General features: G+C 38.2%; 27 protein-coding genes. 14 read left to right on the forward strand and 13 right to left on the reverse strand.

The window, feature by feature from the left end:
- Positions 1-11 precede the first annotated feature (11 nt).
- The 13 genes from BUB91_RS17255 to BUB91_RS17310 all read right to left on the reverse strand — a co-directional run bounded on the left by BUB91_RS17255 (position 12) and on the right by BUB91_RS17310 (position 13,741).
- Positions 12-1,538 (reverse strand): FMN-binding glutamate synthase family protein, encoded by a 1,527-nt coding sequence (locus tag BUB91_RS17255; RefSeq protein WP_028376592.1) that lies wholly within the window; start codon positions 1,536-1,538, stop codon positions 12-14.
- Positions 1,539-1,547: 9 nt separating this feature from the next.
- Complete coding sequence (locus BUB91_RS17260; RefSeq protein ID WP_013073630.1) at positions 1,548-2,222, reverse strand: DUF2231 domain-containing protein; 675 nt, start codon at positions 2,220-2,222, stop codon at positions 1,548-1,550.
- A gap of 16 nt (positions 2,223-2,238) precedes the next feature.
- Positions 2,239-2,376: a hypothetical protein gene (locus BUB91_RS21080; protein WP_008610782.1), complete on the reverse strand. Its 138-nt coding sequence runs from the start codon at positions 2,374-2,376 to the stop codon at positions 2,239-2,241.
- 410 nt (positions 2,377-2,786) lie between these two features.
- Positions 2,787-3,218 carry a hypothetical protein gene (locus tag BUB91_RS17265; RefSeq protein ID WP_008610780.1) on the reverse strand — a complete coding sequence of 144 codons (432 nt, stop codon included), beginning with the start codon at positions 3,216-3,218 and terminating at the stop codon, positions 2,787-2,789.
- Positions 3,219-3,274: 56 nt separating this feature from the next.
- Positions 3,275-3,835: a DUF3347 domain-containing protein gene (locus BUB91_RS17270; protein WP_008610779.1), complete on the reverse strand. Its 561-nt coding sequence runs from the start codon at positions 3,833-3,835 to the stop codon at positions 3,275-3,277.
- 23 nt (positions 3,836-3,858) lie between these two features.
- Positions 3,859-4,311 carry a heme-binding domain-containing protein gene (locus BUB91_RS17275; RefSeq protein ID WP_013073632.1) on the reverse strand — a complete coding sequence of 151 codons (453 nt, stop codon included), beginning with the start codon at positions 4,309-4,311 and terminating at the stop codon, positions 3,859-3,861.
- Positions 4,312-4,899: a DUF3347 domain-containing protein gene (locus tag BUB91_RS17280; protein ID WP_013073633.1), complete on the reverse strand. Its 588-nt coding sequence runs from the start codon at positions 4,897-4,899 to the stop codon at positions 4,312-4,314. It abuts the gene before it with no gap.
- Positions 4,900-5,018: 119 nt separating this feature from the next.
- Entirely contained in the window at positions 5,019-5,213 is a 195-nt protein-coding gene (locus tag BUB91_RS17285; RefSeq protein WP_013073634.1) for an SHOCT domain-containing protein, read from the reverse strand.
- 18 nt (positions 5,214-5,231) lie between these two features.
- A complete protein-coding gene (locus BUB91_RS17290; protein ID WP_031427478.1) occupies positions 5,232-7,619 on the reverse strand; it encodes a multicopper oxidase domain-containing protein in 2,388 nt (795 codons plus the stop codon).
- Between the two features lie 64 nt (positions 7,620-7,683).
- Entirely contained in the window at positions 7,684-8,250 is a 567-nt protein-coding gene (locus BUB91_RS17295) for a helix-turn-helix domain-containing protein (protein ID WP_008610774.1), read from the reverse strand.
- A 4-nt stretch (positions 8,251-8,254) separates the two neighbouring features.
- Positions 8,255-9,472 carry a TolC family protein gene (locus BUB91_RS17300; protein ID WP_013073636.1) on the reverse strand — a complete coding sequence of 406 codons (1,218 nt, stop codon included), beginning with the start codon at positions 9,470-9,472 and terminating at the stop codon, positions 8,255-8,257.
- A complete protein-coding gene (locus BUB91_RS17305; RefSeq protein ID WP_013073637.1) occupies positions 9,469-13,221 on the reverse strand; it encodes an efflux RND transporter permease subunit in 3,753 nt (1,250 codons plus the stop codon). The genes BUB91_RS17300 and BUB91_RS17305 overlap by 4 nt, the downstream gene beginning before the upstream one ends.
- A 103-nt stretch (positions 13,222-13,324) precedes the next feature.
- On the reverse strand, positions 13,325-13,741 hold the full coding sequence (locus tag BUB91_RS17310) for an HYC_CC_PP family protein (protein WP_013073638.1): 417 nt from the start codon (positions 13,739-13,741) through the stop codon (positions 13,325-13,327).
- 248 nt (positions 13,742-13,989) lie between these two features.
- Here BUB91_RS17310 and BUB91_RS17315 point away from each other — a divergent pair, with 248 nt between their 5' ends.
- The 14 genes from BUB91_RS17315 to BUB91_RS17380 all read left to right on the forward strand — a co-directional run bounded on the left by BUB91_RS17315 (position 13,990) and on the right by BUB91_RS17380 (position 26,365).
- On the forward strand, positions 13,990-15,210 hold the full coding sequence (locus BUB91_RS17315; RefSeq protein ID WP_031427476.1) for a DUF4856 domain-containing protein: 1,221 nt from the start codon (positions 13,990-13,992) through the stop codon (positions 15,208-15,210).
- 72 nt (positions 15,211-15,282) lie between these two features.
- The gene (locus BUB91_RS17320; RefSeq protein WP_031427475.1) at positions 15,283-16,407 is read left to right on the forward strand and encodes an imelysin family protein; all 1,125 of its coding nucleotides are present in this window, start codon (positions 15,283-15,285) and stop codon (positions 16,405-16,407) included.
- A gap of 3 nt (positions 16,408-16,410) precedes the next feature.
- Positions 16,411-17,775 carry an HTTM domain-containing protein gene (locus tag BUB91_RS17325; RefSeq protein WP_031427474.1) on the forward strand — a complete coding sequence of 455 codons (1,365 nt, stop codon included), beginning with the start codon at positions 16,411-16,413 and terminating at the stop codon, positions 17,773-17,775.
- An 8-nt stretch (positions 17,776-17,783) separates the two neighbouring features.
- Complete coding sequence (locus BUB91_RS17330) at positions 17,784-20,231, forward strand: TonB-dependent receptor (RefSeq protein WP_031427473.1); 2,448 nt, start codon at positions 17,784-17,786, stop codon at positions 20,229-20,231.
- Between the two features lie 165 nt (positions 20,232-20,396).
- Positions 20,397-20,819 carry an HYC_CC_PP family protein gene (locus BUB91_RS17335; RefSeq protein ID WP_034886854.1) on the forward strand — a complete coding sequence of 141 codons (423 nt, stop codon included), beginning with the start codon at positions 20,397-20,399 and terminating at the stop codon, positions 20,817-20,819.
- Positions 20,820-20,990: 171 nt separating this feature from the next.
- Positions 20,991-21,572 carry a helix-turn-helix domain-containing protein gene (locus BUB91_RS17340; RefSeq protein WP_034886851.1) on the forward strand — a complete coding sequence of 194 codons (582 nt, stop codon included), beginning with the start codon at positions 20,991-20,993 and terminating at the stop codon, positions 21,570-21,572.
- Positions 21,573-21,642: 70 nt separating this feature from the next.
- Positions 21,643-22,245, forward strand: a complete 603-nt coding sequence (locus BUB91_RS17345; protein WP_034886849.1) for a WG repeat-containing protein — start codon at positions 21,643-21,645, stop codon at positions 22,243-22,245.
- Between the two features lie 159 nt (positions 22,246-22,404).
- Positions 22,405-22,866: a hypothetical protein gene (locus BUB91_RS17350; protein ID WP_034886847.1), complete on the forward strand. Its 462-nt coding sequence runs from the start codon at positions 22,405-22,407 to the stop codon at positions 22,864-22,866.
- Positions 22,867-22,891: 25 nt separating this feature from the next.
- Complete coding sequence (locus BUB91_RS17355) at positions 22,892-23,149, forward strand: hypothetical protein (RefSeq protein ID WP_034886845.1); 258 nt, start codon at positions 22,892-22,894, stop codon at positions 23,147-23,149.
- Positions 23,150-23,161: 12 nt separating this feature from the next.
- Positions 23,162-23,380: a heavy-metal-associated domain-containing protein gene (locus BUB91_RS17360; protein WP_034886844.1), complete on the forward strand. Its 219-nt coding sequence runs from the start codon at positions 23,162-23,164 to the stop codon at positions 23,378-23,380.
- A gap of 20 nt (positions 23,381-23,400) precedes the next feature.
- Entirely contained in the window at positions 23,401-23,619 is a 219-nt protein-coding gene (locus BUB91_RS17365; protein WP_034886843.1) for an SHOCT domain-containing protein, read from the forward strand.
- A 17-nt stretch (positions 23,620-23,636) separates the two neighbouring features.
- On the forward strand, positions 23,637-23,915 hold the full coding sequence (locus tag BUB91_RS17370) for a DUF5676 family membrane protein (protein ID WP_034886842.1): 279 nt from the start codon (positions 23,637-23,639) through the stop codon (positions 23,913-23,915).
- A 3-nt stretch (positions 23,916-23,918) separates the two neighbouring features.
- Positions 23,919-25,193 (forward strand): multicopper oxidase family protein, encoded by a 1,275-nt coding sequence (locus tag BUB91_RS17375; RefSeq protein ID WP_034886841.1) that lies wholly within the window; start codon positions 23,919-23,921, stop codon positions 25,191-25,193.
- Between the two features lie 17 nt (positions 25,194-25,210).
- Complete coding sequence (locus tag BUB91_RS17380; RefSeq protein ID WP_034886840.1) at positions 25,211-26,365, forward strand: hypothetical protein; 1,155 nt, start codon at positions 25,211-25,213, stop codon at positions 26,363-26,365.

The following is a 26,365-nucleotide window of genomic DNA, read 5'->3' on the forward strand; positions in this document are numbered from 1 at the left end:
AAATTAAGTTTTTACCCATTACTTTTTATTTTTCGACCATTCAATCCATTTGAGTATAACTCTTGATATGTCTTGGTCTCATTCTCATTGATTCGGCGGACAATATACTTTTTGTCGATACCCTTTCTATTTTCAATACCCATTGATTTTAGCAGTTCCTTAAAACCTTCGATGGTATTTTTATGATAGTTGGCAACTTTGGTTTTTTTATCTTTTACAACAATGGATGCAACTCGGGAAGGCACCATTGTGGTAATTCCCGTAGGGCAGGTATCCAAATTGCATTTTAGCGATTGCACACAGCCCAAGGCAAACATCATCCCTCTTGCGCTATAACAGGCATCTGCGCCGAGCGCCATCATTCTATAGATATCAAAAGCGGATATAATTTTACCAGCTGCCATTACTTTAATTTCATCTCGCAACCCATACTTTTTAAGAATGCCGTTTGCGAAATGGATGGCTTCAATTATTGGCATACCGGCCCAATGTAAGGATTCCATATGGGCAGCACCAGAGCCACCTTCGGCACCGTCAATGGCTATAAAGTCTGGGCAATTTTGCTTTTCGGCAAAGGTTTGAACCATTCTTTCAAACTCATCTTGTTGACCAATGCACAGCTTTATTCCCACAGGTTTTCCTTTAGAGAGTTTTCTCAATTTTCTAATGAAGCGTAGCATTTCAACGTCATTGTCGAATGCCGAATGAAAGGCTGGGGAATGAATTTCCGTTCCCTGCTCCACATCCCTGAATTTGGCAATTTCCTTTGTGTTCTTCTTTGCCGGCAAAATTGCCCCAAAGCCAGGTTTGGCACCTTGCGATATTTTTATTTCAATCATTTTCACTACATCGTTGGTTGCGATATCGGCGAATTTTTTGGCGTCAAAATTTCCTTCTGCATCACGACATCCAAAATAGCCTGTTCCAAACTGAAAGATAATATCTGCACCGTATTCTTGATGATAGGGTGTAAAGCCACCTTCGCCGGTGTTTTGAGCAAAACCTGCTATTTTCGCACCACCGTTAAAAGCAAGGGTAGCATTTTTGCTTATGGAACCAAAACTCATTCCCGCAAGGTTGAGAATGCTGGCAGAGTAAGGTTTTAAGCAGTGGGAACTTCCTATAAGAACTCTAAAGTCGTCATTGATTTGTTTTGCAGGATATGTGGAATGGGTAAACCACTCGCGCCCCACTTTGTCATACGGAATCTGTGTTCCAAAAGGTTGATTTATAAGCGCATCGGCAGCTCTTTTATAGACAATTTCCTTTTGAATTAAAGTAAAGGGTTGCCCTTCGGTACGGTTGAGCAATAATGTTTCCTGAATAACGTGGCGTTGCTCCTCAAGAAGATTTGTGATTCTACCAAGCAAAGGGTAGGTTCTCCTAATATTATTTGATTCTTGAAAATAGTCCACAAGACCGAGAACGAGTAAAGGAAGGATAATCAATCCAATCCACCACAAATGGGGATGCCAAAATACCATAACGATATATGCAGCAACTAAAAATATAGCGGTTATAATAAATCCTTTTCTCATTTTTCAGTATTAATGTGAATGTTCATCACTTTCTCCGTGACCTTCTTCGTTTTCGTTACCAAGATATTTCCCCTGTGGGCCAACTCCTTCAATATGCACGAGCTGTGAACCATAGTGTCCTGCCTGTGCTACTGAATATCCTGCAAAAGCCATAACTACAAATACCCCAATTTCAAAACCTCGCTTTAATTTGTACCAGAAGAGGCTTACTATTTTTAATAGGGCTGCCAAAGCACTTGCCCATAAAGTCCAATCTGCATATTTGTCGTGCAGTTCCAAGACCTTTTTTGCGGTTTCTGTAAGTCCTTCGGTATGTGGGTGCACCAGTGTACCTGCTACGTAAGCTCCGATAAATCCGAATCCTACTGTTAGTAAAATGACCCAATCCAGTGTGCGATTTAAAACGAACAGCTGGATGAGCTGTAACAAAACTGCCAATAAAAGCAGTACAATCGGGAAGTGTACAACTAATGGATGCAGATTAGGGAAATCGTCCAAACCGGCTTCAGTATGGTCTTGTGAGACAGAAATTGGACTGCTTGTTTCAAAAATAGAAAGTGATTTCTCATCCTTGATGTCGGTTTTAGTTTCAGAAACAATAAAATTACTATCAGCAAATACCGTCGAAAAACCTCCAAACAAGGCTAACATCAATACGGTGAAAATTATTTTTTTAGATTTCATTTTATATAGTTTTAAATTAATCACCTGTTAATTGCAAGATCAATACACCTATCACAATAATGGCTATAATGGCATAAATGGTATAATTGAACCATTTTTTGAAGCCACTTCTCTTTTGTTTGGTTTCGCTACCGGTTTTACAACAATCTTTCATCTGTTGATATTTATTTATTTTTAATTATCAGATGTAATTGGCCAATCAACATTTCGCTTGTTATCAACTTTTTTGTATGGCTCATTTCATACTATTTTATTTGTGCCTAATTAAGAGAAAGGGCTTCACTAACCAACCAAAAGTATGTGCCCTCTCTCTTATTAGGACTTAAATTTTTGCCTGACCTGGGAAGGAATTAACACTAACCATCAACATTGTTTTCCTTCCCACGACAGGACTTAATGACTACCCAAGATATCCCAGACATCTTATTTACTTCTGTTAACTAATAAACCAGAGCAACAAAAGATGCTTAGGGAAGGGATTACCTATTGAATAGTCTTTTGTATTTTGCCATATTTAAACTTCCTACTACCATATTATCGGTTTCTTACTTTGTTTATTTACACTCAATTATTTCCTTTTGCAATTAGGCTGTCCAATTCCATATACTTTTCTTTCATTAGGCTTAACGCAAAAGCTCCAGCAGAAGCTGTAAAGACTGAAAAGTCTAATGCTCCTTTTATTCCAGTGGAAAATGTCATTGAAAGCGCAAATAGTAGCAGTAAAAATCCACTCCATTTTGCGAACAATTCTGTTTTAAATCCAATTATCAAGAAGAATGCAAAAATAATTTCAGCTGCGGTTGCAATAATTCCGATTGTTGAAATTAATGAGTCCGGAATCCAAGGATTTATCTGTTGTGTGTAGTTAAGAAAATTATCCCAATTCCCCCACACAGAAACATCTTTGTTCCACAATCCAAATCTATCAGCTACTGCCGATAAAAATCCGATTGATATTGCAAGTCGCAAAAAGAGTTTGATTATTTTAGTCCTCATCTTTGATTATTGTTGGTTGCTTAATTCTCTTGATTTTGGTCAAAAGGATTACAACTTTACTGAATTGTCTTTTGAACTTTCCCACATTTAAGCATTTTGCTGCCATAGTAGGGGTTTTTTACTTCATTACTTGTACTTAACCAAGCACTTCCTTTATCGTACATTGGGCAAAATTGTTCATATAACGTGCTTTTTGTACCCGTAATAGCTACCATATCAGTAATATCCTTACTTAACGTTTTAAAGTGCTCGCGTTGGTGGTCTATCGCACTTTCAGAAATATGTTCTGCGTGCTCGGTAGCATCTTCTATGATATCGGCCAGCTCTTTTTGTTGTTCTTTTGAGTAACTACTCTTATCGAATTTTTTAAGAGAGGCTACCAATTTAGAACCTGATTGTGCCGCTTTCTTGGTGTCATCGCCTACCAAAGCATCTTTCAACATAAAATAATCGGCAAGAACCGTTTCTGCCGCTGGATTCATTTTGTCCATTTTCATTTTACTATGATCCATTTCCATTTCACCGTGCTTGTGGTTCATTTTTTCTTTTTCCTGGGCGTTGGTAAAAGAAACTGCTAACAATAGCATTACTGCTATACTCATTTTTAAATTTTTCATTTTTATTATTTTTAAATTATTGTTTATAAACTATCTTTTAATTGTGTGATAAAATTGATTAATTCTTCTGCCTCCGCTTCAGAAAACTTAGCATCTTTATGTATCAAAGTGTAAGAATCCAAAGGCATTTCTCCGCTTTCTATCTGTTTGATAATTGATCGAAGTTTACTTGATTTTCTTCGGCTTGAAAGCGAATCCCATTCGTTAAAATTAAGTTCGGCCTTGCCTTCTTTAATGTGGTCTTCCAAAAACCAAGCAGCGGGTTGAATCTTATTATACCAAGGATATTGCGTATTGTTACTGTGACAATCATAGCAGGATACCTGTAATTTTTTCTGAATAGTTTCAGGAACATTATGTACCAACATAAAATCAGTTTCGGGAACCGTATAACTTTGATTGCGTTCCGTGGGAATAAATTGAATCCCCACAAACCCTACCAGTGCTATTATTGCTATGATTTTTAAAATTTTCATTTAATTGATTTCCTTTTGCATTTCACCACAGGTCAACATTTTACTTCCATAATAAGGATTCTTAACGTCCTTGCTCATACTTAACCAATTACTACCTCCATCATACATTGGGCAGAATAGTTGATACAAGGTGTTTTCTGTACCGGTTATAGCAACCATATCTGTTACATCCTTACTTATGATTTTAAAATGTTCTCGCTGGTGTGCTATATCACTTTCTGAAATATGTTCTGCGTGTTCTGTGGCATCTTCCATAATATCCTTGAGTTCCTGTTGCTCACTATCTGAATAGCTGGATGCATCAAAATTTCCAAAAGTACTTGCAAGCGTTGCTCCCAATTCTTTTGCCTTATCATTGTCATCGCCTACAAGTGCATCTTTCAAGTTGAAATAATCTTTCAGGATTGCTTCTGCTTTTGCGTCTTGGTTGTCACTCATTGCCATATCATCTTTGTCATCCATAGACTCTTGGTACATCTCATTGCTCATAGGTGCAGCTGGTTCATCTTTTTTTCCGTCCTTACAGGATATAGCCGTAAGGGTTAAGGTCATTACTAAAATACCGACGGTCATTTTTAATTTTTTCATTTTAATTTCGATTTTAATAGTTAATATTTGATTTTAATTTATTGTTATACCTGTTTACACAGCTTAATTTTTTTTTACATAGTGCTATGTCTAACAGATTTTTGGATTGCTTCTTTTTTTTATTTCTTTGAGCCTATAGCCTGCTTAATTTCTTCATACTCCTCTTTGGTTATCTCTCCTTTAGCGTACCTTTCATCAAGGACATCCATAGCCTTTGAACTTTTAGTCCGCTTTATTTTCTTTCCTCCTGCATAGATGAAAACACCTAGAATAATAACACCGAAAATGGTTAAGAAATCCCAATTGTAGTCCATCGTTTTATTTTTTAGTCATTAAAATCTTAGTGATAATCCTCCACCTGCACCAAAACGGTTATCATAACTTCCCATCAATGAGAAATTTTTGGATAAAAGATATTCAACACCCGTACTCCAAGTAATCTCTTTTTTGAAATTATCTCCTTGAGGCAGGTCATCTACCCACCCAAAATCTGCTTGGTACTCGTACATCCCAAAAACAATAGTTCTAGGGAAAATGGTAATAGCACGGCTTAAGCTAATCTGCGGGCGTAGCTTACTATCCATCCTCACATCCAACGTAAATAAGTAGGGCGTAAGGTATCGTATCCCTGCTATAGCTGTTGTTGTTATTTCTTCAAGGCTATCCTCCATTTCGTTCTCGACATTTACACCGCCAAAAACGGTTAGATAATCATAGAGGTATCTATCGTAGGCAGCTTCAACCTCCATATTCCTGTTCCAACCATATTCGCCCCTCAAACTGAATTGGTTTCGGATATTTGAAGATATAAGGTTCAAAGTGGTCATATGTGATGCGGCATCTATCATTCCGTAGGAATAGAACTGGTCGGTCTCGTCAATAAGTTTAGATACGGGATATTCCTTCAACCTTGGATCCCTAGGGGTATCATAACTTACAATACGCGCCATACCTCCCATCATATGGTATAGAATATGACAATGGAAAAACCAATCGCCATATTCATCACCATAAAATTCAATGGTAACTTGTTTCATTGGTGGAACATTGACTGTGTGTTTTAAGGGTGAGTATTCCCCATTTTCGTTAATGACCCTAAAAAAATGACCGTGTAGGTGCATTGGGTGGTGCATCATAGTCAGGTTATTGAAGGTAATCCTAGTTACTTCGTCTCCCTTGATTTTTATTTTATCTGCTTCAGATAGAGGAACCCCATTCAAACTCCAGATATAGCGCTGCATATTCCCGGTAAGGTTTAATAGGATATCCGTTACAGGAACATCTGGGTCATAATTGGTCTTCTCCGGCGATTTCAAGTAGTCATAGTTATACTCTGAAAACATATTCATTCCCTGCATTCCATCTGCTTCGTCCATTTTCATATCATCCATTTGAGAGGCCTTTTTCATTTTGGTATCCATTTTTGTGTCCATCCCTGCCATTTTGGAATGGTCCATCTGCATTGAATCCTTTTTCATATCCATTTGCATTTCGTCCATTTTATGCTTCTTCATTTCCATACCCTTCATATTGGACTTGTCCATATTCATTGTACCCATATCCATATCTTTCATTCCTTCCATCTGCATTCCCCATTTTTCTTTCATCTCGTAACGCTCATCTTTGCCTGGTCGGAACTTTAAAGCGGGTGCACCCATTTTCATTTTCATTTTGGCCATTTGTTGCATCATCCCTATTTTATCAGGTTTGGATACATCGGGTGCAGCAACAATAGGTCCTTGGCCTAGGTATGCCGTTGCGGTACCAGAGCCGTCTTGGGCCATAATTTTATATTCCAGTTTGCCGTTCTCCGGTATGGTTACGATAAAATCATAGGTTTCAGCGACCCCTATAAATGTCTTGTTATGCTTAACCGGTACTACATCTTTACCGTCTGCCGAGACAAGCAAAGGGTCAGGGCCGCCAAAGGCCATCCAGAACGAAGTAGAAGCAGAGCCGTCTATAATGCGAAGGCGCACTTTTTCGCCAGGTTTAAACTCGGGGTACTCCACTTTTTCTTCTCCATTAATTAAGAACGCTGGGTAATACACATCTGCCACATCTGCACTTTCCATACGCTGTCTCCAAAAATTTAATTGCGCCCCAAATGCGCCCCTTGCAATTACTTGGTTAAGCGGCGTAGCTGTTCCTTTTCTTATATTGTACCATTCTGTACCTCGCTTTAAAAACCGAAGTACATCCCGCGGTTTTTCGTTGGTCCAGTCAGATAGTACCAAAACCTGCTCTTTATCATACTCCAAGGTTTTTTCTTTGGGCTGTATTACAATTGAGCCGTAAACACCGCTCTGTTCCTGCAACATTGTATGGGAATGGTACCAATAGGTGCCGTTTTGCTTTATTGCGAATTCATATTTTAGTGTTTTACCGGGTTCTATGGGCGGTGTAGAAAGGTAGGGTACCCCATCATAAAAATTGGGCAACAACAAGCCGTGCCAATGGATGGATGTCTCCACGCTCATTTCATTTTTTACATAGATTACTGCGTACTCCCCTTCGGTAAATTCGAGCGTTGGCCCTGGAATACCTCCGTTGACGGTCATCCCTTTTACTTCTTTACCGGCTTTATTAACCATTTCTTCCTTTAGGGTCAACGTGTATTCGTGAACGGGTAGATTATCGACATTACCTTCCACGGACTGTGCAGATGCTGTATAGGTACACAGTAACAAAAGAATAAATGCATAGCTTATTTTTTTCATAAGATTACTTTTTTTAAAATTAATATTGATTATGAGAAGTTTGTGTCATAATTATGGTTGTTATCTACCTTATTTGATCTAAAGGGTTTCTAATACTTTTTTGATTATTCTTATAATTAGTCAGACTCATACCAGTTTCACTTTTAAACAGCCTACTTAAATGATTTACATTACTGTAATCAAGCAGCTGACTTATCTCCGTAAAATTACCCTCTTGTAATTGAATCAGCTCTTTCACTCTTTCTATCTTGAGTTTTATAAAGTATTTTTCTATGGTAATATGCTCCGTAACAGAAAATATTTTACTGATTTTTGAGTACTCAAGGTTTAATTTACTTTCCAAATGCTTGGACAGCGTTTTATTTAATTGAAGTGGTAATTTTTGTAATAATTTAATAAGTTCAATTTTAACTTGCTCTACTAATTGCTGGTCTTGCGCCAGTAAAATTTCGAAACCATTGTTTTCTAAAACATTTTTTATATTTTCAAAATCATCTATAGATTTCTCTTCGTAAATAATAGAACCCAATTCAATATGCTTTAAGTGAATCCCTAATGTTTCAACATCACTCTGGATTGTTTTAATACAGCGATTACACACCATATTTTTTATAAATAATTTCTTTTCCATCCGGTTAGTTGATTAGGTAATTAACAATTGCAGATTGTGTGTAATACTTCTGTATCGATTCCACTTGATTTAACTGAAATTTGAGCTGTAACTCTTGGATATCCAGCACATCATTAAAATCAATGGTGCCCGTTTCATAGTTTTTAATGAGAATTTCTTCAGCATCTTCTGCTTGTTTCAGATTGTTCTCTTGTGTATTATATGCTATTCGTGCTTGGTTGCGTTGCGATATTGCTTTTGCGAAAGCGGATTCCAAAACATTCAATCGTTGTGCTTTTTGAGTCTCGATTTCTTGTTGGCGCAAGTCATTTTGCCTTGAAATAGATTTATACCGATTATTAAAAATGGGAATGGAAACTGAAACCATAGGCATTAGTATATCCTTTCCATTGTCTATTGGATTCATATCCGCTCGCTCGCTCACTGGTAGATAATCAACCCCAAAACCAAACATAGGTAATGCCTCACGCTGGTTGAGCAATTCAGATTGTGCTATAGATTCGTAGAGTTTATCATATTTAAGCAGTTCAGGATTAAGTGATAGTGCATCTCTACCAGATACGGCGTTTTCACTTGGAATTTCCATTAATGTGACCACATCAACCATCATAGTTCCATCACGATTGAGTAGCTTATTGAAGGTGATTTGTTCTGACCCAAATTCCTCTTCGAGCACCTCTTTTTGCTGTTGCAATTCATTTTGACGAATCTGTAATCTCAAAACGTCAACAGAAGATGCCTTGCCTACTTCAACCGATGTAAGGGCAAGACGCTCATAGGTTTCTAATAATTTAATGTTCTTATCGAGCACCCTTTGCTTTGCTTGTATTTCATACAAACGATAATAGGATTGAGCTACAGAAAGTGCCAGTTTTCTTTTGGCAATTATGATTTCCACATATTCAGCTTCAGCCATTGAGGCTGCATAATTTTCTCTTGCCGTTATGGTCCCGAACCAAGGCAACATTTGCTTAAAGCCAATACGTGCTCTCTGCGCCCCAACACGGGTCTCGGGCTCACTGACAAAGTACCCAGCACTCACTTCAGTATTAGGCAGCCAGTTTGCTTCGTTCACTTTTTCTTCGGCGATGTTATAGCGCAGTTCAAAGGCTTGAATCTCGGGGTTGTTAGATTGTGCCTCTTCAATGTATGATTGTAGTTGTTGCGCTTTCGCGAAAGCGGAAACAAACAAAAGACAGGTAATAATTTTTATATTTTTCATTTGTTTGCTCGTTTAAGTTGGTACTCTTTTTTCCAGCTATATAATACTGGTACTAAAAAGTAGGATGTAATATCTATAATCATCCCACCGAAAATGGGGATTGCCATAGGTATCATAATATCGCTTCCTTTTCCCGTAGAAGTAAGTACAGGTAAGAGTGCAAGCACGGTGGTAACAGTAGTCATCAAACACGGACGAATTCGCTTTCCAGCAGCTTCTAATGTGGCAAGTCGGATTCCTTTTTTATCATTGGGATTCTCTCTGTCAAAAGTTTGTGTGAGGTAGGTAGCCATAACTACACCATCATCTGTTGCGATACCAAAAAGCGCAATAAAGCCAACCCAGACAGCAACACTTAGATTGATGGTTTTCATATTGAACAAATCCCGCATATTCTCACCAAAAAAGCTGAAATTGAAGAACCAATCCTGACCGTAAAGCCAAATCATTATAAAGCCACCTGCAAAGGCAACTGCGATTCCTGTAAATACCATCAACGAGGTGGAAACAGAACGGAACTGGAAATACAGAATCAAGAAAATAATAAGCAATGCCAAAGGCACAACTACGGAAAGTGTTTTTTCTGCGCGCAGCTGATTTTCATACGTACCCGTAAAACGGTAATTAATACCTTGTGGCACAATCAAATCACCATTGTCTATTTTTTGTTGAATGAGCGCTTGGGCATTTTCGACCACATCAACTTCGGCAAAACCATCGAGTTTATCAAACAGTACATACCCTATCAAGAAGGTGTCCTCACTTTTTATGACCTGTGGACCTTGTTCATAACGTATGTCTACCAATTCGCTCAGTGGAACCGGACTTCCTTTCTCAACCGGAACATAAATATCTTTTAAATCTTCTGGGTTTGCACGCAACTCACGCGGATAGCGCACTCTTACTCCATACCGCTCACGACCTTCTACCGTTTGAGTAAGCGGCATACCGCCCACAGCTACCTGAAGTACTTCCTGAACATCCATTATGGAAATTCCATAGCGTGCCAATTGGTCTCGTTTTATATCAATTAGTAAATAGGGCTTGCCCACAATACGGTCTGCAAAGACAGCTTGTTCTTTTACACCTTCAGCTTGTTTTAAAATGTCTTCGAGCTGTAGACCAAAAGCTTCTATTGTTTTCAAGTCTGGCCCTTTAACTTTTATACCCATAGGCGCACGCATACCTGTTTGAAGCATTACGAGCCTTGTCTCGATAGGTTGTAGTTTTGGTGCAGAAGTCACCCCTGGAAATTTGGTCACTTTCACAATCTCATTCCAGATATCGTCTGGGCTGTCGATTTCTGGCCGCCAGTTTCGGTAATATTCACCGCTGCCGTCTTCAATTAAATCGTTATGGGTTGCATTTGTTTTTAGTTGCGAGGCCTCATAATTAGCGTCATCATCGATTTCATTATTTGGATTAATAATGAATTTATCATTTTTCAGAACAAATAAACCATCATCGTTTACGCGGTAGCGTTGTCTCTCGCCATTCTTGTTTCGCATATATTCAGACTTATACTGAATCACATTTTCATACATCGAGAGCGGCGCAGGGTCAAGAGCAGATTCTGTTCTACCCGATTTACCTACTACCGTTTCGATTTCAGGAATACTGGCTACGGCCATATCAAGCTGCTGTAACACACGCTTGTTTTCTTCAACACCTGCGTGTGGCAAGGATGTTGGCATTAACAGGAATGAGCCTTCGTTGAGCGATGGCATAAATTCTTTACCCGTGTTGCGCATTATTATGGCCCCTAAAATCAACACTGTGGTCGGAATTATTAAAAACAGTAATCGGTTTTGAAGTGCCCAACGTAATATAGTGTCGTAATATTTTTGGAAAATTGAAAACGCCCCCAGTAATCCGAAACAGATAATCGCAACAAAAATCAAGTTCATTATAATACCGCGGTCAAAACCTAGTGGTCGCCAGTATTCGGCTAGAAGGAAAACAATAGCAATACAAGAAATAACGATATGTATTAGATTGGCTCTTTTTGCCGTGATAATATCGCGTACACTCAAAATTGCAACGATTCCATAGGCAATTAATATAATACCCAACCAATAACCATAGAAGATGGCTGTGATACCAAGGACGATGAGAACAGCATTAATAATATATTTAGCGTGCTCCCTAATAGTACTCTTTTTGAAAAGGAATGCGGCAAATGGTGGTATCAAGAAAAGGGCGATAACCAAAGACGCCGTGAGCGCCATTGTCTTTGTAAATGCGAGTGGACGAAACAACTTTCCTTCAGCACCTATCATAGTGAATACAGGAATAAAACTGATAATGGTTGTTAATACTGCCGTTAAAATTGCACCAGAAACTTCAGCAGTTGCATTGTAGATGATTTCATTTGTGGTGTACTCGATTCCGCTTTCGCGAAAGCGTAATTTTTCATCTTCCAAATGCCGAATCATATTTTCGGCCAGTATAACGCCCACATCCACCATTGTACCTATAGCAATGGCAATCCCTGACAATGCTACAATATTTGCATCTACATCAAAAAGTTTCATTGCAATGAAAACCATTAATACTGCAACGGGTAACAAACCTGAAATTAAGATGGATGCGCGTAGGTTGAACACCATTACGATAATGACCAGAATGGTTATTAAGATTTCAAGCGTGAGTGCTTCATTAAGCGTGTGTAGGGTCTCTTGAATAAGCTGGGTACGGTCGTAAAAGGGGACAATGGTCACTTGTGAGGTGCGGCCATCTGCCAGAACTTTTGTTGGAAGCCCAGATGACAGTTCAGCGATTTGCTCTTTTACATTATTGATAACTTCCATAGGGTTGGCGCCATATCGCGCTACCACAACACCACCAACAACTTCGGCACCTTCTTTATCTAAAATACCACGACGAGTTTGCGGTCCCAAATGAACAGTTGCGATGTCTTTTATTCGGATAGACGTAAAATTCTCTGAAGTGACCACGGCATTTTCAATATCTGCAACGGATTTTACATAGCCCAAACCACGAACCAGATATTCGGCCTGATTGATTTCCAATGTTTGTGCACCAATATCTTGGTTGCTCTGCTTAACGGCTTTGACAATGGCACTTAATCCAATATTGTATTGGCGCATTTTCTCCGGGTCCACATCTACTTGATATTCCTGAACATAACCGCCGATAGACGCTACTTCGGAAACACCACTTGCCGATGACAATCCGTATTTCACATAATAATCCTGTATACTACGCAGTTCCTGTAAATCCCAACCACCGGTTACATTACCATCCTTGTCACGACCTTCTAGGGTGTACCAGAATATTTGTCCTAAACCTGTGGCATCAGGGCCCAAAGCTGGGTTAACGCCATCTGGCAGCAAGTTGGAAGGAAGCGAATTGAGTTTTTCGAGAATGCGACTACGTGACCAGTAAAACTCCACATCTTCTTCAAAAATGATATAGATACTGGAAAACCCAAACATAGAGGAACTACGAATAGTTTTCACGCCTGGAATACCTAGAAGCGAAGTTGTAAGTGGATACGTAATTTGGTCTTCAATATCCTGTGGCGAGCGCCCTTGCCATTTGGTAAAAACAATTTGTTGGTTTTCACCAATATCGGGAATGGCATCCACAGCTACAGGGTCAGTAGGCAAAATACCGGTCTCCCAATTAAAAGGTGCGTTTACAACGCCCCAACCGACGAACAAAGCTAATAGTAAAACAGCTACTAATTTATTTTCTATTAGAAATTTGATGCTTTTATTCAGCATAGAAATGATTATTAAGTAATTATAAATCTTGTTTAAAAGTGACAAACAAGCAGAAATGTCCAAAACAAATTAATGCAGGACTACAGTTCTAATTACTTAAAAATCAAATAAGGAAAGTCTGGTCTAAAACTTGAATATCCCTGACCAAGGGAGGAGGCGTATAATCTCTGTATGAATTTAAATCTTCTTGAGATTCGAAAAATAAGTGTATATAGGTATGGATAAAAGCAGCAACAAATAGTTGTTGGTCTTTATCTAATTTGTCGAACGATGTTTTTAAAGTATCTTGCCCTTCAACAATCACTTGTTCATCACTACAGCAATCTTTTTTAGAAATATCACACTCTGATGACTGCGATTGCTGTTGAACATCCATACCGCAAGTTTGAGCGTGACCAAATAATGAAGAGTCCACAAAAATATCTCCACAATAATGACTATCTACCGTAAATGATACGGTTGACAACAACACTAACAGTGCCATAGAGAATGTTGATATTTTAAAAAAGATTTTCTTCATTAATTTTACAAAAATACAAAATTTCAAGTAAATTTTCTTTATTTAACAAATAATTTTGATTTCATATGCAACATATTCTCCTAAATCTATATGAAAGATTATCTAATTTCTAGAAAAATGCCGAATACAAACCTGTTTTAAATTTATTATTAAGAATTGTTCTAAATAAGTTTGTTTTTTTAAATTTCATTTCTATTTTTGTCGCTGAAATAATCACTTACTTATATTAAGTCTAAATAAATTTAATGATGAAAAAAATGTTTTTTACCGCAATTATAGGAAGCCTTATTTTTGCTTCGTGTTCTTCTGATGATGAGCCGATTACTGAAACCTCAAACATTGAGGTGCCTTCAAACTACACCTTCGAAAGAGATGGACAATCCACAGTGGATTTTAGTGGCCAGACCACCCGAATTTTAATGGCTGAAGAAATCCTTAATTCCTTTACAGATTTCGAAAACACGACTGTGATATCCTTGCAGGCAATGTATGCACATCAGGAAGGGGACCTAGATTTTTCAGACGCTGCCTTAAATGCGTCAGATAAAAACGTACGCAGTAAAACGGCTGCGTCCCAAGATTATTTTAGCGCAAACACCACAGAAGCGGCAGCTATAAGAAACCTATTCGATAGCTATATTTCCGGTCAGGTCAATGAGGTATTCCCTAACAAGGATGTCCTAGCAGTCGCTGGCAGTGCCGGTCAACTTGCCGATGGGACAAAAACCCGGTATGTTAACGCTAAAGGACTTGTGTACAACCAAATGTTTGCAAAAAGCCTTATTGGGGCGCTGATGGCAGATCAGATGCTTAACAACTATCTCAGCATAGCTGTTCTTGATGCTGATAATAAAGTTGCGGACAACGACAATGGGATTACAGAGGATGGAGAGACCTTTACCACGATGGAACATAATTGGGACGAGGCCTATGGATACCTCTACGGAACATCCGTTGATGCAGCCAACCCGAATGTAACCATTGGGGGCGATGATAGTTTTTTGAATGATTATTTGGGCACAGTAAACGCAGACCCGGATTTTTCTACCATTGCTGCCGATATTTTTGATGCATTCAAATTGGGTCGTGCCGCGATAGTGGCAAAAGATTATACAGTACGGGATACCCAGGCTGCCATTATACGTCAAAAAATATCCGAGGTAATTGCCATACGTGCGGTATACTATTTACAACAAGGAAAAAATTTGCTTGCAAACGGTGATTTTGGCGCCGCATTCCAAAACCTTTCTGAGGGTTATGGGTTTGTTTTTAGCTTGCGTTTTACTAGAAACCAGAGTACAGATACTTCCTTCTTTAGCACAAGCGAAGTTGATGGTTTTACATCTGCTCTCTTGGCGGATGGACTCAATGGTTTTTGGGACCTTGAACCTTCAACACTGGACAGTATTACTGAAGCTATTGCCGCTAAATTTGACTTCACGGTCGAGCAAGCTGCCAGCGCAAATTAAATAAAAATTGAATTAGCCACATCAACCGATTTACCGCCGATGGAAAAATCGGTTGATTTAAAAAAAATAGTTATGAAACACTGGAAACTTTGGAGTTTTATTAGTATCGGACTGCTGATTGTAGCGTGTTCAAAAGATAATGGGAACGAAAACTTGCCACCGGCTAACAATAATTTTGATCGTGGCGCAATGCTTTTAAATTGGGCAGATAATATCATTGTCCCTGCATATACTTCTTTTAAAACAGAGGCCGAAAACCTGAACAATGCCGCAACGGTCTATTCAAATGAGCCTACAGAGGCAAGCCTACAGAGTTTGCGCGCCTCGTGGACAGCGGCCTACATTTCCTTTCAAAAGGTCTCTATGTTCGAAATAGGCAAGGCCGAAGAGTTACGGTACAGAAACCGACTGAATATTTATCCATCAAACACCCAAAAAATTGAAGATTTTGTAGCCACCGGTTCTTACGATCTGGCCTTGCCATCTACAATGGATGTACAGGGTTTCCCTGCTATAGATTATCTGATCAACGGTCTTGGAGCAACAGATACCGAAATTGTAAGTTTCTATACTACCAACGGCAATGCCCTGGGATATAAAAATTATCTCGGCACCCTTACGGAAACTATCCTGCAATTGACCACAACAGTACTCGATGATTGGAATGCCAACTTTAGGGATGTTTTTGTTGCAAATACTAGTTCTTCGGCTACTGGATCTGTTGACAAACTAACGAACGACTATATATTCTATTTTGAAAAATCGTTGCGGGCGGGTAAAGTAGGGATACCCGCAGGTGTTTTCTCCCAACAACCATTACCCGAAAATGTAGAGGCGCGCTATAAAAAAGATTTTTCCAAACAATTGATGCTAACAGCAGTTAAGGCAAGCCAGGATTTTTTCAACGGAAAATACTTTAACAACAATACTACCGGGGAAAGCTTCAAGACCTATCTTGATTTTTTGAACAGTATTAAAAATGGGGAGGATCTAGGTGGCCTTATCAATGCGCAGTTCAATGCTGCAGAAACCCAGGCAAATGAACTGAACAATAATTTTGCTCTACAGATTGAAACTGACAATACCAAAATGCTAAGTACTTATGATGAGCTACAACGCAACGTTATCCTCTTAAAAGTGGATATGTTGCAGGCACTGAGCATAAATGTGGATTATGTAGATGCCGATGGCGATTAGTCAATGGCCTCACGTTTAAATGCATACCGAAATATAACTACAGAGGCTGCCCCGTTGGCGGTCTTTCGTATTTTTTTTGGACTGATGATGTTTTTTGGCATCGTCCGTTTTTGGAGCTATGGCTGGATCGATAAACTTTATATTCAACCCAAATTCTTTTTTTCATATTATGGGTTTGAATGGGTACGGCCTTTGGGTGTTTACACCTATTTATTGTTCTTTATCTGCGGTATCTCCGCAATCTGCATTGCGTTGGGGTATCGATACAGAATGGCGATCATCCTTTTCTTTTTAAGCTTTACCTACATCGAGTTGATGGATAAGACGACCTATCTTAACCATTACTATTTTATTAGTTGTCTTAGTTTTTTAATGATCTTCCTTCCCGCAAATGCCTATTATTCAATGGATGCACAAAGGAATAAGGATAAGGCCTATAAACAGATTCCCAAATGGACCGTTGATGCCATAAAATTATTGATTGCACTAGTCTATTTCTACGCCGGTCTGGCAAAACTGAACAGCGACTGGCTCGTTGGGGCAATGCCGCTTAAGATATGGTTGCCGGCCCAATATGACCTGCCATTGTTGGGAAATTTAATGCAGCAACAATGGCTTCACTATGCCTTTAGCTGGGGCGGTGCCGCCTATGATCTGGCGATACCGTTTTTGTTGTTTTATAGACCCACCCGTTGGGCAGCTTTCGGTCTGGTGGTAATTTTTCATTTGATGACCCGCATCCTCTTTCCCATAGGTATGTTCCCTTATGTGATGATAGTGAGCGCACTCGTTTTTTTCGATGCGGGAGTCCACCATAAAATATTGAAAACGCTTTCGACTATTTTTAGGATTAAAAAGGAAAAGGCAGATGCAGGGATACGCAATAAAACCTATCGCAATAAAACCATGGCCCCAATGCTTATCGTGGGTTTGTTTATTGCCTTTCAGTTACTTTTTCCTTGGCGTTATCTGCTCTACAAAAACGAGCTTTTTTGGACCGAGGAGGGATACCGTTTTTCTTGGCGGGTAATGCTAATGGAAAAAGCTGGATATGCACAATTTAAGATTGTGGATAAAAAAAAGGGAACAGCTTTCCTTGTTGACAATACCGATTTTCTGTCAACATTTCAGGAAAAACAGATGAGCACCCAACCCGACTTTATCCTTCAGTACGCCCAGTTCCTCGGAAAACATTTTACAGCACAAGGCCATAAAAATGTAGCGGTCTATGTAGAGAGCTATGTAGCACTGAATGGCAGGCTTAGCCAACCTTATATTGACCCAAAAGTAAATTTACTGGAGCAAGAAGAGTCGTTTGGGCCTAAGGACTGGATATTGGAATTTAAGGATGAAATCAAAGGTTTTTAAACAAAAAAATGTATTTAAAAAAAGAACATATAATCGCAACCCTATTTTTTGCCTTCACAAGTTCTGCAATGTTTGCACAATATGTGGTTCAGGGAAAAGTAGTTTCTGCAGCTTCCAACGAACCTGTCCCAAATGCCGAAGTGTTTCTCACTACTCTAAGAAAATCAACCATCACGAATGATTTTGGGGATTTCAAATTTCAGGACATTCCAAAAGGGACCTATAATTTTACCGTATTTGCCTACGAGTATGCTATACTGGATCACGAGGTTAGCATTTCCGATGATACGTCACTGAACTTAGAACTTGAATCTTTGGGCATAGAACTTTCTGAAGTAGTGGTCACCCAAAGAAAAGAACGCCTTTTCGCCCTAAAACGATTAAGGGACGTTGAGGGAACTGCCATTTATGCGGGCAAGAAGAGCGAAGTGGTATTGGTAAGCAACCTTACCGCTAACCTTGCCGGCGGTAATGCCAGGCAGATATACTCCCAAGTGGTCGGGCTCAATATCTACGAAAACAACGATGCGGGACTGCAATTGAATATTGGTGGGCGTGGCCTCAATCCCAACCGCAGTGCAAACTTCAATACAAGACAAAATGGTTATGACATCTCTGCAGATGTACTGGGATATCCCGAAAGTTACTATACACCGCCGGCTGAATCCATTTCAGAGATCGAAGTGGTACGCGGTGCGGCATCTTTGCAGTATGGGACACAATTTGGAGGCCTTATCAATTTTAAACTGAAACAACCCGATCCCAACAAGAAAATAGAGTGGATATCCCGGCAATCCTTGGGTTCTTACAACTTGTTCACCAGTTTTAACAGTTTAGGCGGGACCTTGGGCAAGGTAGGTTATTATACTTTTTTCAACTATAAAAAAGGAAATAGTTTTCGTCCCAACTCCCAGTTTGAATCCTTCAATGGCTACGTACATTTGGATTATTCGCCTACAGAAAGGACCAAAATTTCCTTTGAGGTAAGCTATTTAAACTATTTGGCACAGCAACCGGGCGGTCTTACCGATGAACAGTTTGAGGAAGACCCCACGTTTAGCAACCGAACCCGAAACTGGTTTAATGTGGATTGGAAATTATATGCTATGCGATTGGAACACGCTTTGAGCAATAAAACCGATTTTAGCCTCAACCTCTTTGCCTTGGACGCCTATAGGAAATCGGTTGGTTTTCGCGAAAACAGGGTTTCACAGGAGGATGATGTGGAGGCTCCAAGGGAATTGATAGTAGGTAATTTTAACAATTGGGGGGCAGAGGCCCGTTTGTTGACGCGGTATAATTTCTTCGGAAAAGAGAATACGGTGCTTTTTGGTGGAAAGTACTATCAATCCAATAATACAGAGCGGCAGGGGCCCGGCAGCAACGGCAGCAACGCCAATTTTAATTTTGAAGAACAGACCTACCCCAACTACCCAAGGCAAAGCGATTTTAGGTTTCCGAACTTGAACCTTGCCCTGTTTTCCGAAAATGTCTTTAAGTTCTCCGAAAAAATTTCGGTAACTCCTGGGCTACGGTTTGAATATATAAAGACTAGAAGTAGGGGCGAATTTAAACGGATCAACTTTGATATTGCAGGTAACCCCATCTTAAACGAAGATGTGGCGGATAACCGTGATCTTGAACGTTCTTTTATTTTATTGGGTGTTGGGCTAAGTTATAAACCCCATAAAACGGTTGAACTATATGGGAATATAAGCCAGAATTACCGCTCGGTTACTTTTAATGATATTAGAATTACCAATCCGTCATTGACCGTAGATCCCAACATCAAAGATGAGCAAGGATATACTTTTGATATAGGGGCTCGCGGGCGAATAAAGAAATACCTTTCCTATGATGTGGGAGCATTTTTTTTAAATTACAAAGATCGTTTGGGTGTGATATTACGGGAAGTAAGTGATATCCAACAGGAGCGGTTTAGAGGGAACATAGGGGATGCCATTACCTATGGCATTGAAAGTTTTGTGGACTGGAATATATGGGAAACCCTGTCCACAGAAAAAAACGATATCAAACTCGGTACTTTTGTCAACCTGGCCCTTACAGATTCAAAATACACCTCTTCCCAAGAAAACAATGTGAAGGGCAAAAAAGTGGAGTTCATTCCCGGTATTAACCTAAAAACAGGATTAAATTTTGGGTATAAAGACTTTTTGGGTAGTTTGCAATATACTTATTTGGGCCAACAGTTTACCGATGCCACCAATTCGCCCAGGGATTTTCAAAGCCAGAGTGGTATTGTAGGTGAAATACCTGCCTATAATATTATGGATCTTTCTTTTTCCTATACCTATAATCGGTTTAAACTGGAAGCGGGGGTCAACAATGTTTTGAACGAAAGTTATTTTACACGCCGTGCGACGGGCTATCCGGGCCCAGGGATCATACCAAGTTTACCACGAACCATATATGTGCTCTTACAACTTAAATTTTGAGTTAATCTGCATTAATGACAAAAATCATATTTCTGTTGAACCTTTAAAATTATCTTCGCATTAATTAATTTTGCTGTTAATTCATAAAAATTTGATAACAAGCTTGTTAAACAGCAGCATTTAATTTACGAAAACATTTAATGTTAGACAAAATTTATTAATACTGTGAAATCTTTTTTTACCAAAATACTATCTTTTTTTTTAGCAGTTTTTATACTGTTTTCTACTTCTTCTTTCACGGTGGATATGCACTTTTGCTGTAATAAATTGGTGGATATGGCTTTTTTTAGTAAGGCAGAATCCTGTATGGAGATTGTACAAAAAAAAGATAATAATTCCAAGCAATGTACTTCCATACAAGAGAAGGATTGTTGCGATAATCAGACCATTGTAAAAGAAGGAGATGACACCTTTAAGAAGTCCAATACAATTTTAGAGATTGAGACTTTAGTTTTCTTAAATACTTTTTTTAATACTTATATTAATCTGTTCGAGGGGCTAGAAGAAAAAGTCATTTCTTTTAAAACCTATAGGCCGCCTTTATTATCTACAGATATTATAATTCTCAACGAGACCTTCTTAATTTGATTTTCTACATCGCAGATTGACTTTAATCTGCATTACCTCTATAGCCAAAGTTTCACTTCTGGCTAACATTTGTTGTACTCTATTCCCAACAATACTATACACCATTAACCCTGTTAGGTCTTAACCTTTCAAACCATTGAGTTAAAACTCAATGACAATACATTATATACTATGAGCAAACCAAAAGAATTTTGGATTAAGAATATGGTCTGTAATCGCTGCTTAAAAGTAATTATGCAGGAGTTACAAGAACTTGAAGTAACCGTACTTTCATTGGAATTGGGAAGATTGTTAGTAGAAGCACCAAATAAAACAGACAGTGAAATCATCAATGCAGTAACAACCGTGCTTCACGCCAATGATTTTGAAATAGTGCAGAACGAAGAAGAAATGCTCGTAGAAAGAATCAAGATTATTCTAATTGAACAATTACAAGAGCTACCATTACATATCAAAGTAAAAACATCTGAACTATTGGCATCAAGCCTTCATAGGGAATACAAGACATTGAGTAAATTATTTTCAGCAAATCAACAGACAACCATTGAAAAGTACTTTATCAAATTAAAGATAGAGAAAGTTAAAGAGCTCATTCAACTCAAACAACATTCCTTTTCAGATATAGGGTACTTATTGGACTACAGCAGCGTCAACCATCTGTCTAGACAGTTCAAAGAAGTAATTGGAGTGAGTATGACCGATTATAAAAATACTGAAAACTGGAAAAGAAATTTTTACGATGAAATTATGTAGATAACAACGAAAGTTATGCAGATAAACGCTTAAGGCAATCATTAATTTTATCAAAATAAATCAAACTAAAATGAAAAAACTACTCATCACATTAGTATTAATTCCCTTTCTAGGGATTACACAAACTATAGAAAATTTAGAGTACATCTCGCCTTTTAACAATGAAGTAGCTGCCATTAAAAAAGGGAACGAATGGGGGTTTATTGACCAAGACGGCAAAGTAATCATTGATTTTCGAAATGATTTGGTGCTAACCAAAACAGGAAATGCAACCTACCCCATATTCAGTAACGAAAAATGCTTGATTGCCCATCAAAAAGATGGCATACTGTATTATGGCTATATCGATAAAACTGGAAAAACTGTCATTACACCTCAATTCTTGAATGCGACCAATTTCGAATATGATAAGGCATTGGTACTAAAAGTTGAAAAAGAGACCATAGGCTATAATGACATTTTCAACAAAGACGTCGTTAGCTACCATTATTTTGAAGTAATTATAGATAAACAAGGAAAAGCCATTGACCATCTAACTCAATTGGCCATTCATATATCGCCTAAAGATAAGGAGGATAAAAATCCACCTACCATAACATCTAAATTCATTTCGGAAAATTTAGTGGCCATTAAAGACAGCAACAAGAAATGGCGTTTAAAAAAAATTGAATAACAATGAAAAAGTTCCCGACAGAAATGAAATTAAAGAAGATTGAAAACCTTTTTAAATCTGACAGTTAATAGCTGATAACCCATTCCCTAAACTACGGTTTGTGGATTGTTGGGAATGGGTTTATAAAAATAAATGTTTAACTCAATAAAATAGAAAATTATGAAAACATTACTAATTGTTTTATCAACAATCGGGCTTTTAAGCTTAAGCAGTTGCAACCAAGGAGCAGATCCTCAAGCACTATTGGAAAATCCTGAAACTCGTACGGAGGTGTTTAATGCCGTTACCGAGAACCACGATTATATGACCGAGTTTATGGAAAGTATGCACGGCAGTCAACACACAATGGCAATGATGCAGGGCAACAAAAAAATGATGGGCTCTATGATGCAAGGAGAAGGAATGCAAATGATGATGAAGGACAGTACAATGATGCATTCGATGATGAACCAAATGATGAATGACGGAAAAATGATGGGAACAATGATGAAAATGATGCACGAAAAAGGAATGATGAGCGAGGACTGTATGGAATCTTGCTCAAAGATGATGGGCGAAAAAGGAATGGATATGCAGAATATGAATAGTCCAAACAAACAGGATCATACCGAGCATCATTAATTTTTAACTTCTAAATACAAAAACAATGAAAAACAATCACTGGATTTGGATGGTCATAGGTTGTGGGCTACCACTATTGTTCATCTTTTTAGCGCCCTCATTTGGTATAGGAGGTGGTTCATCACTATTTATTTTCATCCTTTTTATGTTCGGCATCCATCTGTTTATGCCCCACGGTTCACACGGACACGGAAGGCACAATAATCATAAGCATCAGGATAGCGACCACAATCATTCTGAACAAGAAACAAAAGAAGAACACAAAGGACATCAACATCACTAAAAACTATATACAATGAAACAAAAATTTCAAATAAACGGAATTAGTTGTGGTGGATGTGTAGCAAGGGTCAAGAAGACTTTGGAAGAACATCCCAATATCGAAAAGGCAGAAATTTTTCTGGCACCAAAAGGAGCTACACGTATCACGATGAATGAAGCACTTTCGGTTGCCGACTTGCAAAAGCAACTCGATGAGCTCAATGGATATACAATCACAGAACTTAATCAATAACAATTAAAATCTAAAAAACTATGCATTTATACGACGGACACTTTGGAGGAATGCACCTAATATGGTGGATTATATGGATCATTTTAATTGCTTGGATCTTTTTTATCCCAGCTGACATACCCTATCAAAAAACAAAGAAGGAAAGCCCATTAGAGATTCTTAAAAAACGCTTTGCAAAAGGTGAAATTTCTAAGGAAGAATACGAAGAATCTGTAAAGATTTTAAAGTCAGAAAACTAACTGAAAATCATAAAACTATGTATCGATTAAACATAAAAAAACTCGGTTTTGCTTTTGGTCTAACAGGATCCTTAATTTATTTGGGCTGTATGATTGTGATGGCCACAGCGGGTCAAGAAGGAACAATCACCTTCTTTAATAGCCTCTTACACGGTCTAGACACCACGAATATTATAAGAATGGATGTTCCTCTAATAGAAGCATTATTCGGTATCGTTCAAACATTCATTTTAGGGTGGCTTATTGGTGCGTGCATAGGTGCTTTTTATAATGCTCAAATTAAAGTAAAAAGATAAATTATGGATAGAAGAGATTTTTTAGCCACTGGAGCTGTTTCGACAGCAGGGATGCTATTCTTTCCTGGTAACTTACTAGCCAAGGAAGCAAAAACTAACAATAAGCACAAACTAGTACAAACGCTACCCTATAAAATGGATGGCGAGTGGAAAGAGTTTGAGCTGTATATAGATGTTCATACCCACGAGCCTGCGCCAGGTTATAAGTATCATACGCTTGCTTTTAATGATATGATTCCTGGGCCAGAAATAAGAGTAAATGCTGGGGATAAGGTACGCGTCAAATTCATCAATAAAACAGATTTAAACCATACCATACATTGGCACGGTGTTTATGTGCCTTGGCGAATGGACGGCGTTCCTTTCGTTACACAACTGCCAGTAATGCCCAAAAATGAATTCATATACGAGTTTGTAGCAGAGCCTGAAGGAACACACTTTTACCATTGTCATTGGGGAACACTTATGCATATGCAGGCAGGAATGTTTGGTAGTCTTATTGTTGAAAACCCAAACGATTCAATTAAAAAGAAATTCCCCTATGAACGTGAATATACTCTAGTGTACTCATCACACGACACTAACTATATACGTGAAGAAATGAATAGTATGCTAGAGCGAATGAAACAGCGTAGCTATTTGATGAAACAAGGAAGGTTTAATAGCGAGCAATGGGCGGTTTTTGATAATAAGGAACAGTTTACCGCCAGTTTAGAAAACGGATATCAACCACCATACGTAACCAACCGAAGATCAAATTCAGATCTACCACAAGCCAATTGGTTTACAGTTAACGGTAAGTCATATCCATCTACACCTTATTTGTTTATCAAATCTGGAGAGAACATTCGAATTCGGCTTATAAACGCTGGTGCAGAAACCCATCATTTACATCTACACGGACACGATTTTTGGATGGTAGCTGACGATGGAGTACCTCTAGAGAACCCTTTCAAACGCAACACAGTGCCTCTTACACCTGGTAAAACTTTTGACATTATTGTTGAAGGCAAGAACAGGGGTATTTGGACTTTTCACGATCACGACACGCGTAAAGTGACCAATAACGGTTTATATCCTGGAGGAAATTTGTTAGCACTAGTATACGAAGACTTACCAGCTGATGAGTTGATTATTTCAAAACATTCAGGAAATCCAATGTACAATCCAAATGCTGGTATGGGAGATATGAAAGGTATGGAAAACAAAAATATGGGAAGTATGAACAAAATGATGTTTGGAGAAGATAAACTTCCAAAAATCGCTCTTGATGAATAATTTATAAAACAGTTAAAATGAAAAAAATCATATATATAGCCATCTTAATTTCTGGGCTTGCAAACGCACAGATTACACCAGAATTTGAAATTGGAGCCAAAGGTGTTTTCTCAGGCAATTTAAACTTTAATTCCGAAGAGTCCAATGCAGTTACAGATTTCTCTGATACCCAATTATTAATGGGGCTTAGCCAAAAGCTTTATAACAACTGGAGAGCGCAATTTGTTTTAGGGCTTCAATTTCCTGATGCCAATTCAAATTTGGGCGAGGTCTTTTACAATAATATTTTTATGAAATTGGAAGACCAAACCAACATTTTTAAAGTAGGGCGTACACTTGCACAGACCAACTTAAATGAATTCCCAACATTACGTGATGATGATGCACAACAGTTCGTCTATGCACTCAACCCATTTTCTGATGGTGTAAATACAGAACGTGACCAATATGCCAATGTACTGGATTACACACACATATTTAAGCAACGCTTTTCTGTTTCAATACACGGTGAAAACTTCTACGATAGTTTAGAACCTAACGATTTTAGGTTAAACTCTATGGGACTATCGTTGGTTTACAGAGTACCAGAAAGTCAAAGGTGGAATAGAAATATCTTACAACAAATTGGATTGAGTTACAACAACTATTTCACTGATAGACCAGGATATTCTAACGATTTTGACTCTTCGGTAAAAAACTTACTTTTTAGTACTATACTGAATTTAAAGCCAGACCCAATAAATTTTGTGGATTTTAAATTTCAAGCTATTCAAAACTTTGGTTGGGATGAAATAACAGAGCTTAATGATTATTTTGATTACACAAGAACGCAGTCAACATCTCTCTTTGGTACTTTTAGATATTTGAAACAAAAATTAGAACGCCCACATTATCAAATTTCTGTTGGTGGTGGTTATAAATCCTTGGACAATTTATCGACCGACTCAAACCAATTACTATTTATAGCAAACGGGTTTTATCGAATGGGGCAAAATTTTGATATTGGATTTCAGTATAGATATACTGAAAATGAAGGTTTTACACAAAACCTTTTTGGAAAAAATGAGCATCGTCTACAACTAGCTATTGTATATTCTTTTAGTCAAATATTTAATAAGCAGTTTGGTGACCGCGAAGACTTATTAAACTTAGAACACAATTATATAAAATAA

This window comes from Leeuwenhoekiella marinoflava DSM 3653 (assembly GCF_900129005.1).
GTDB lineage: Bacteria > Bacteroidota > Bacteroidia > Flavobacteriales > Flavobacteriaceae > Leeuwenhoekiella > Leeuwenhoekiella marinoflava.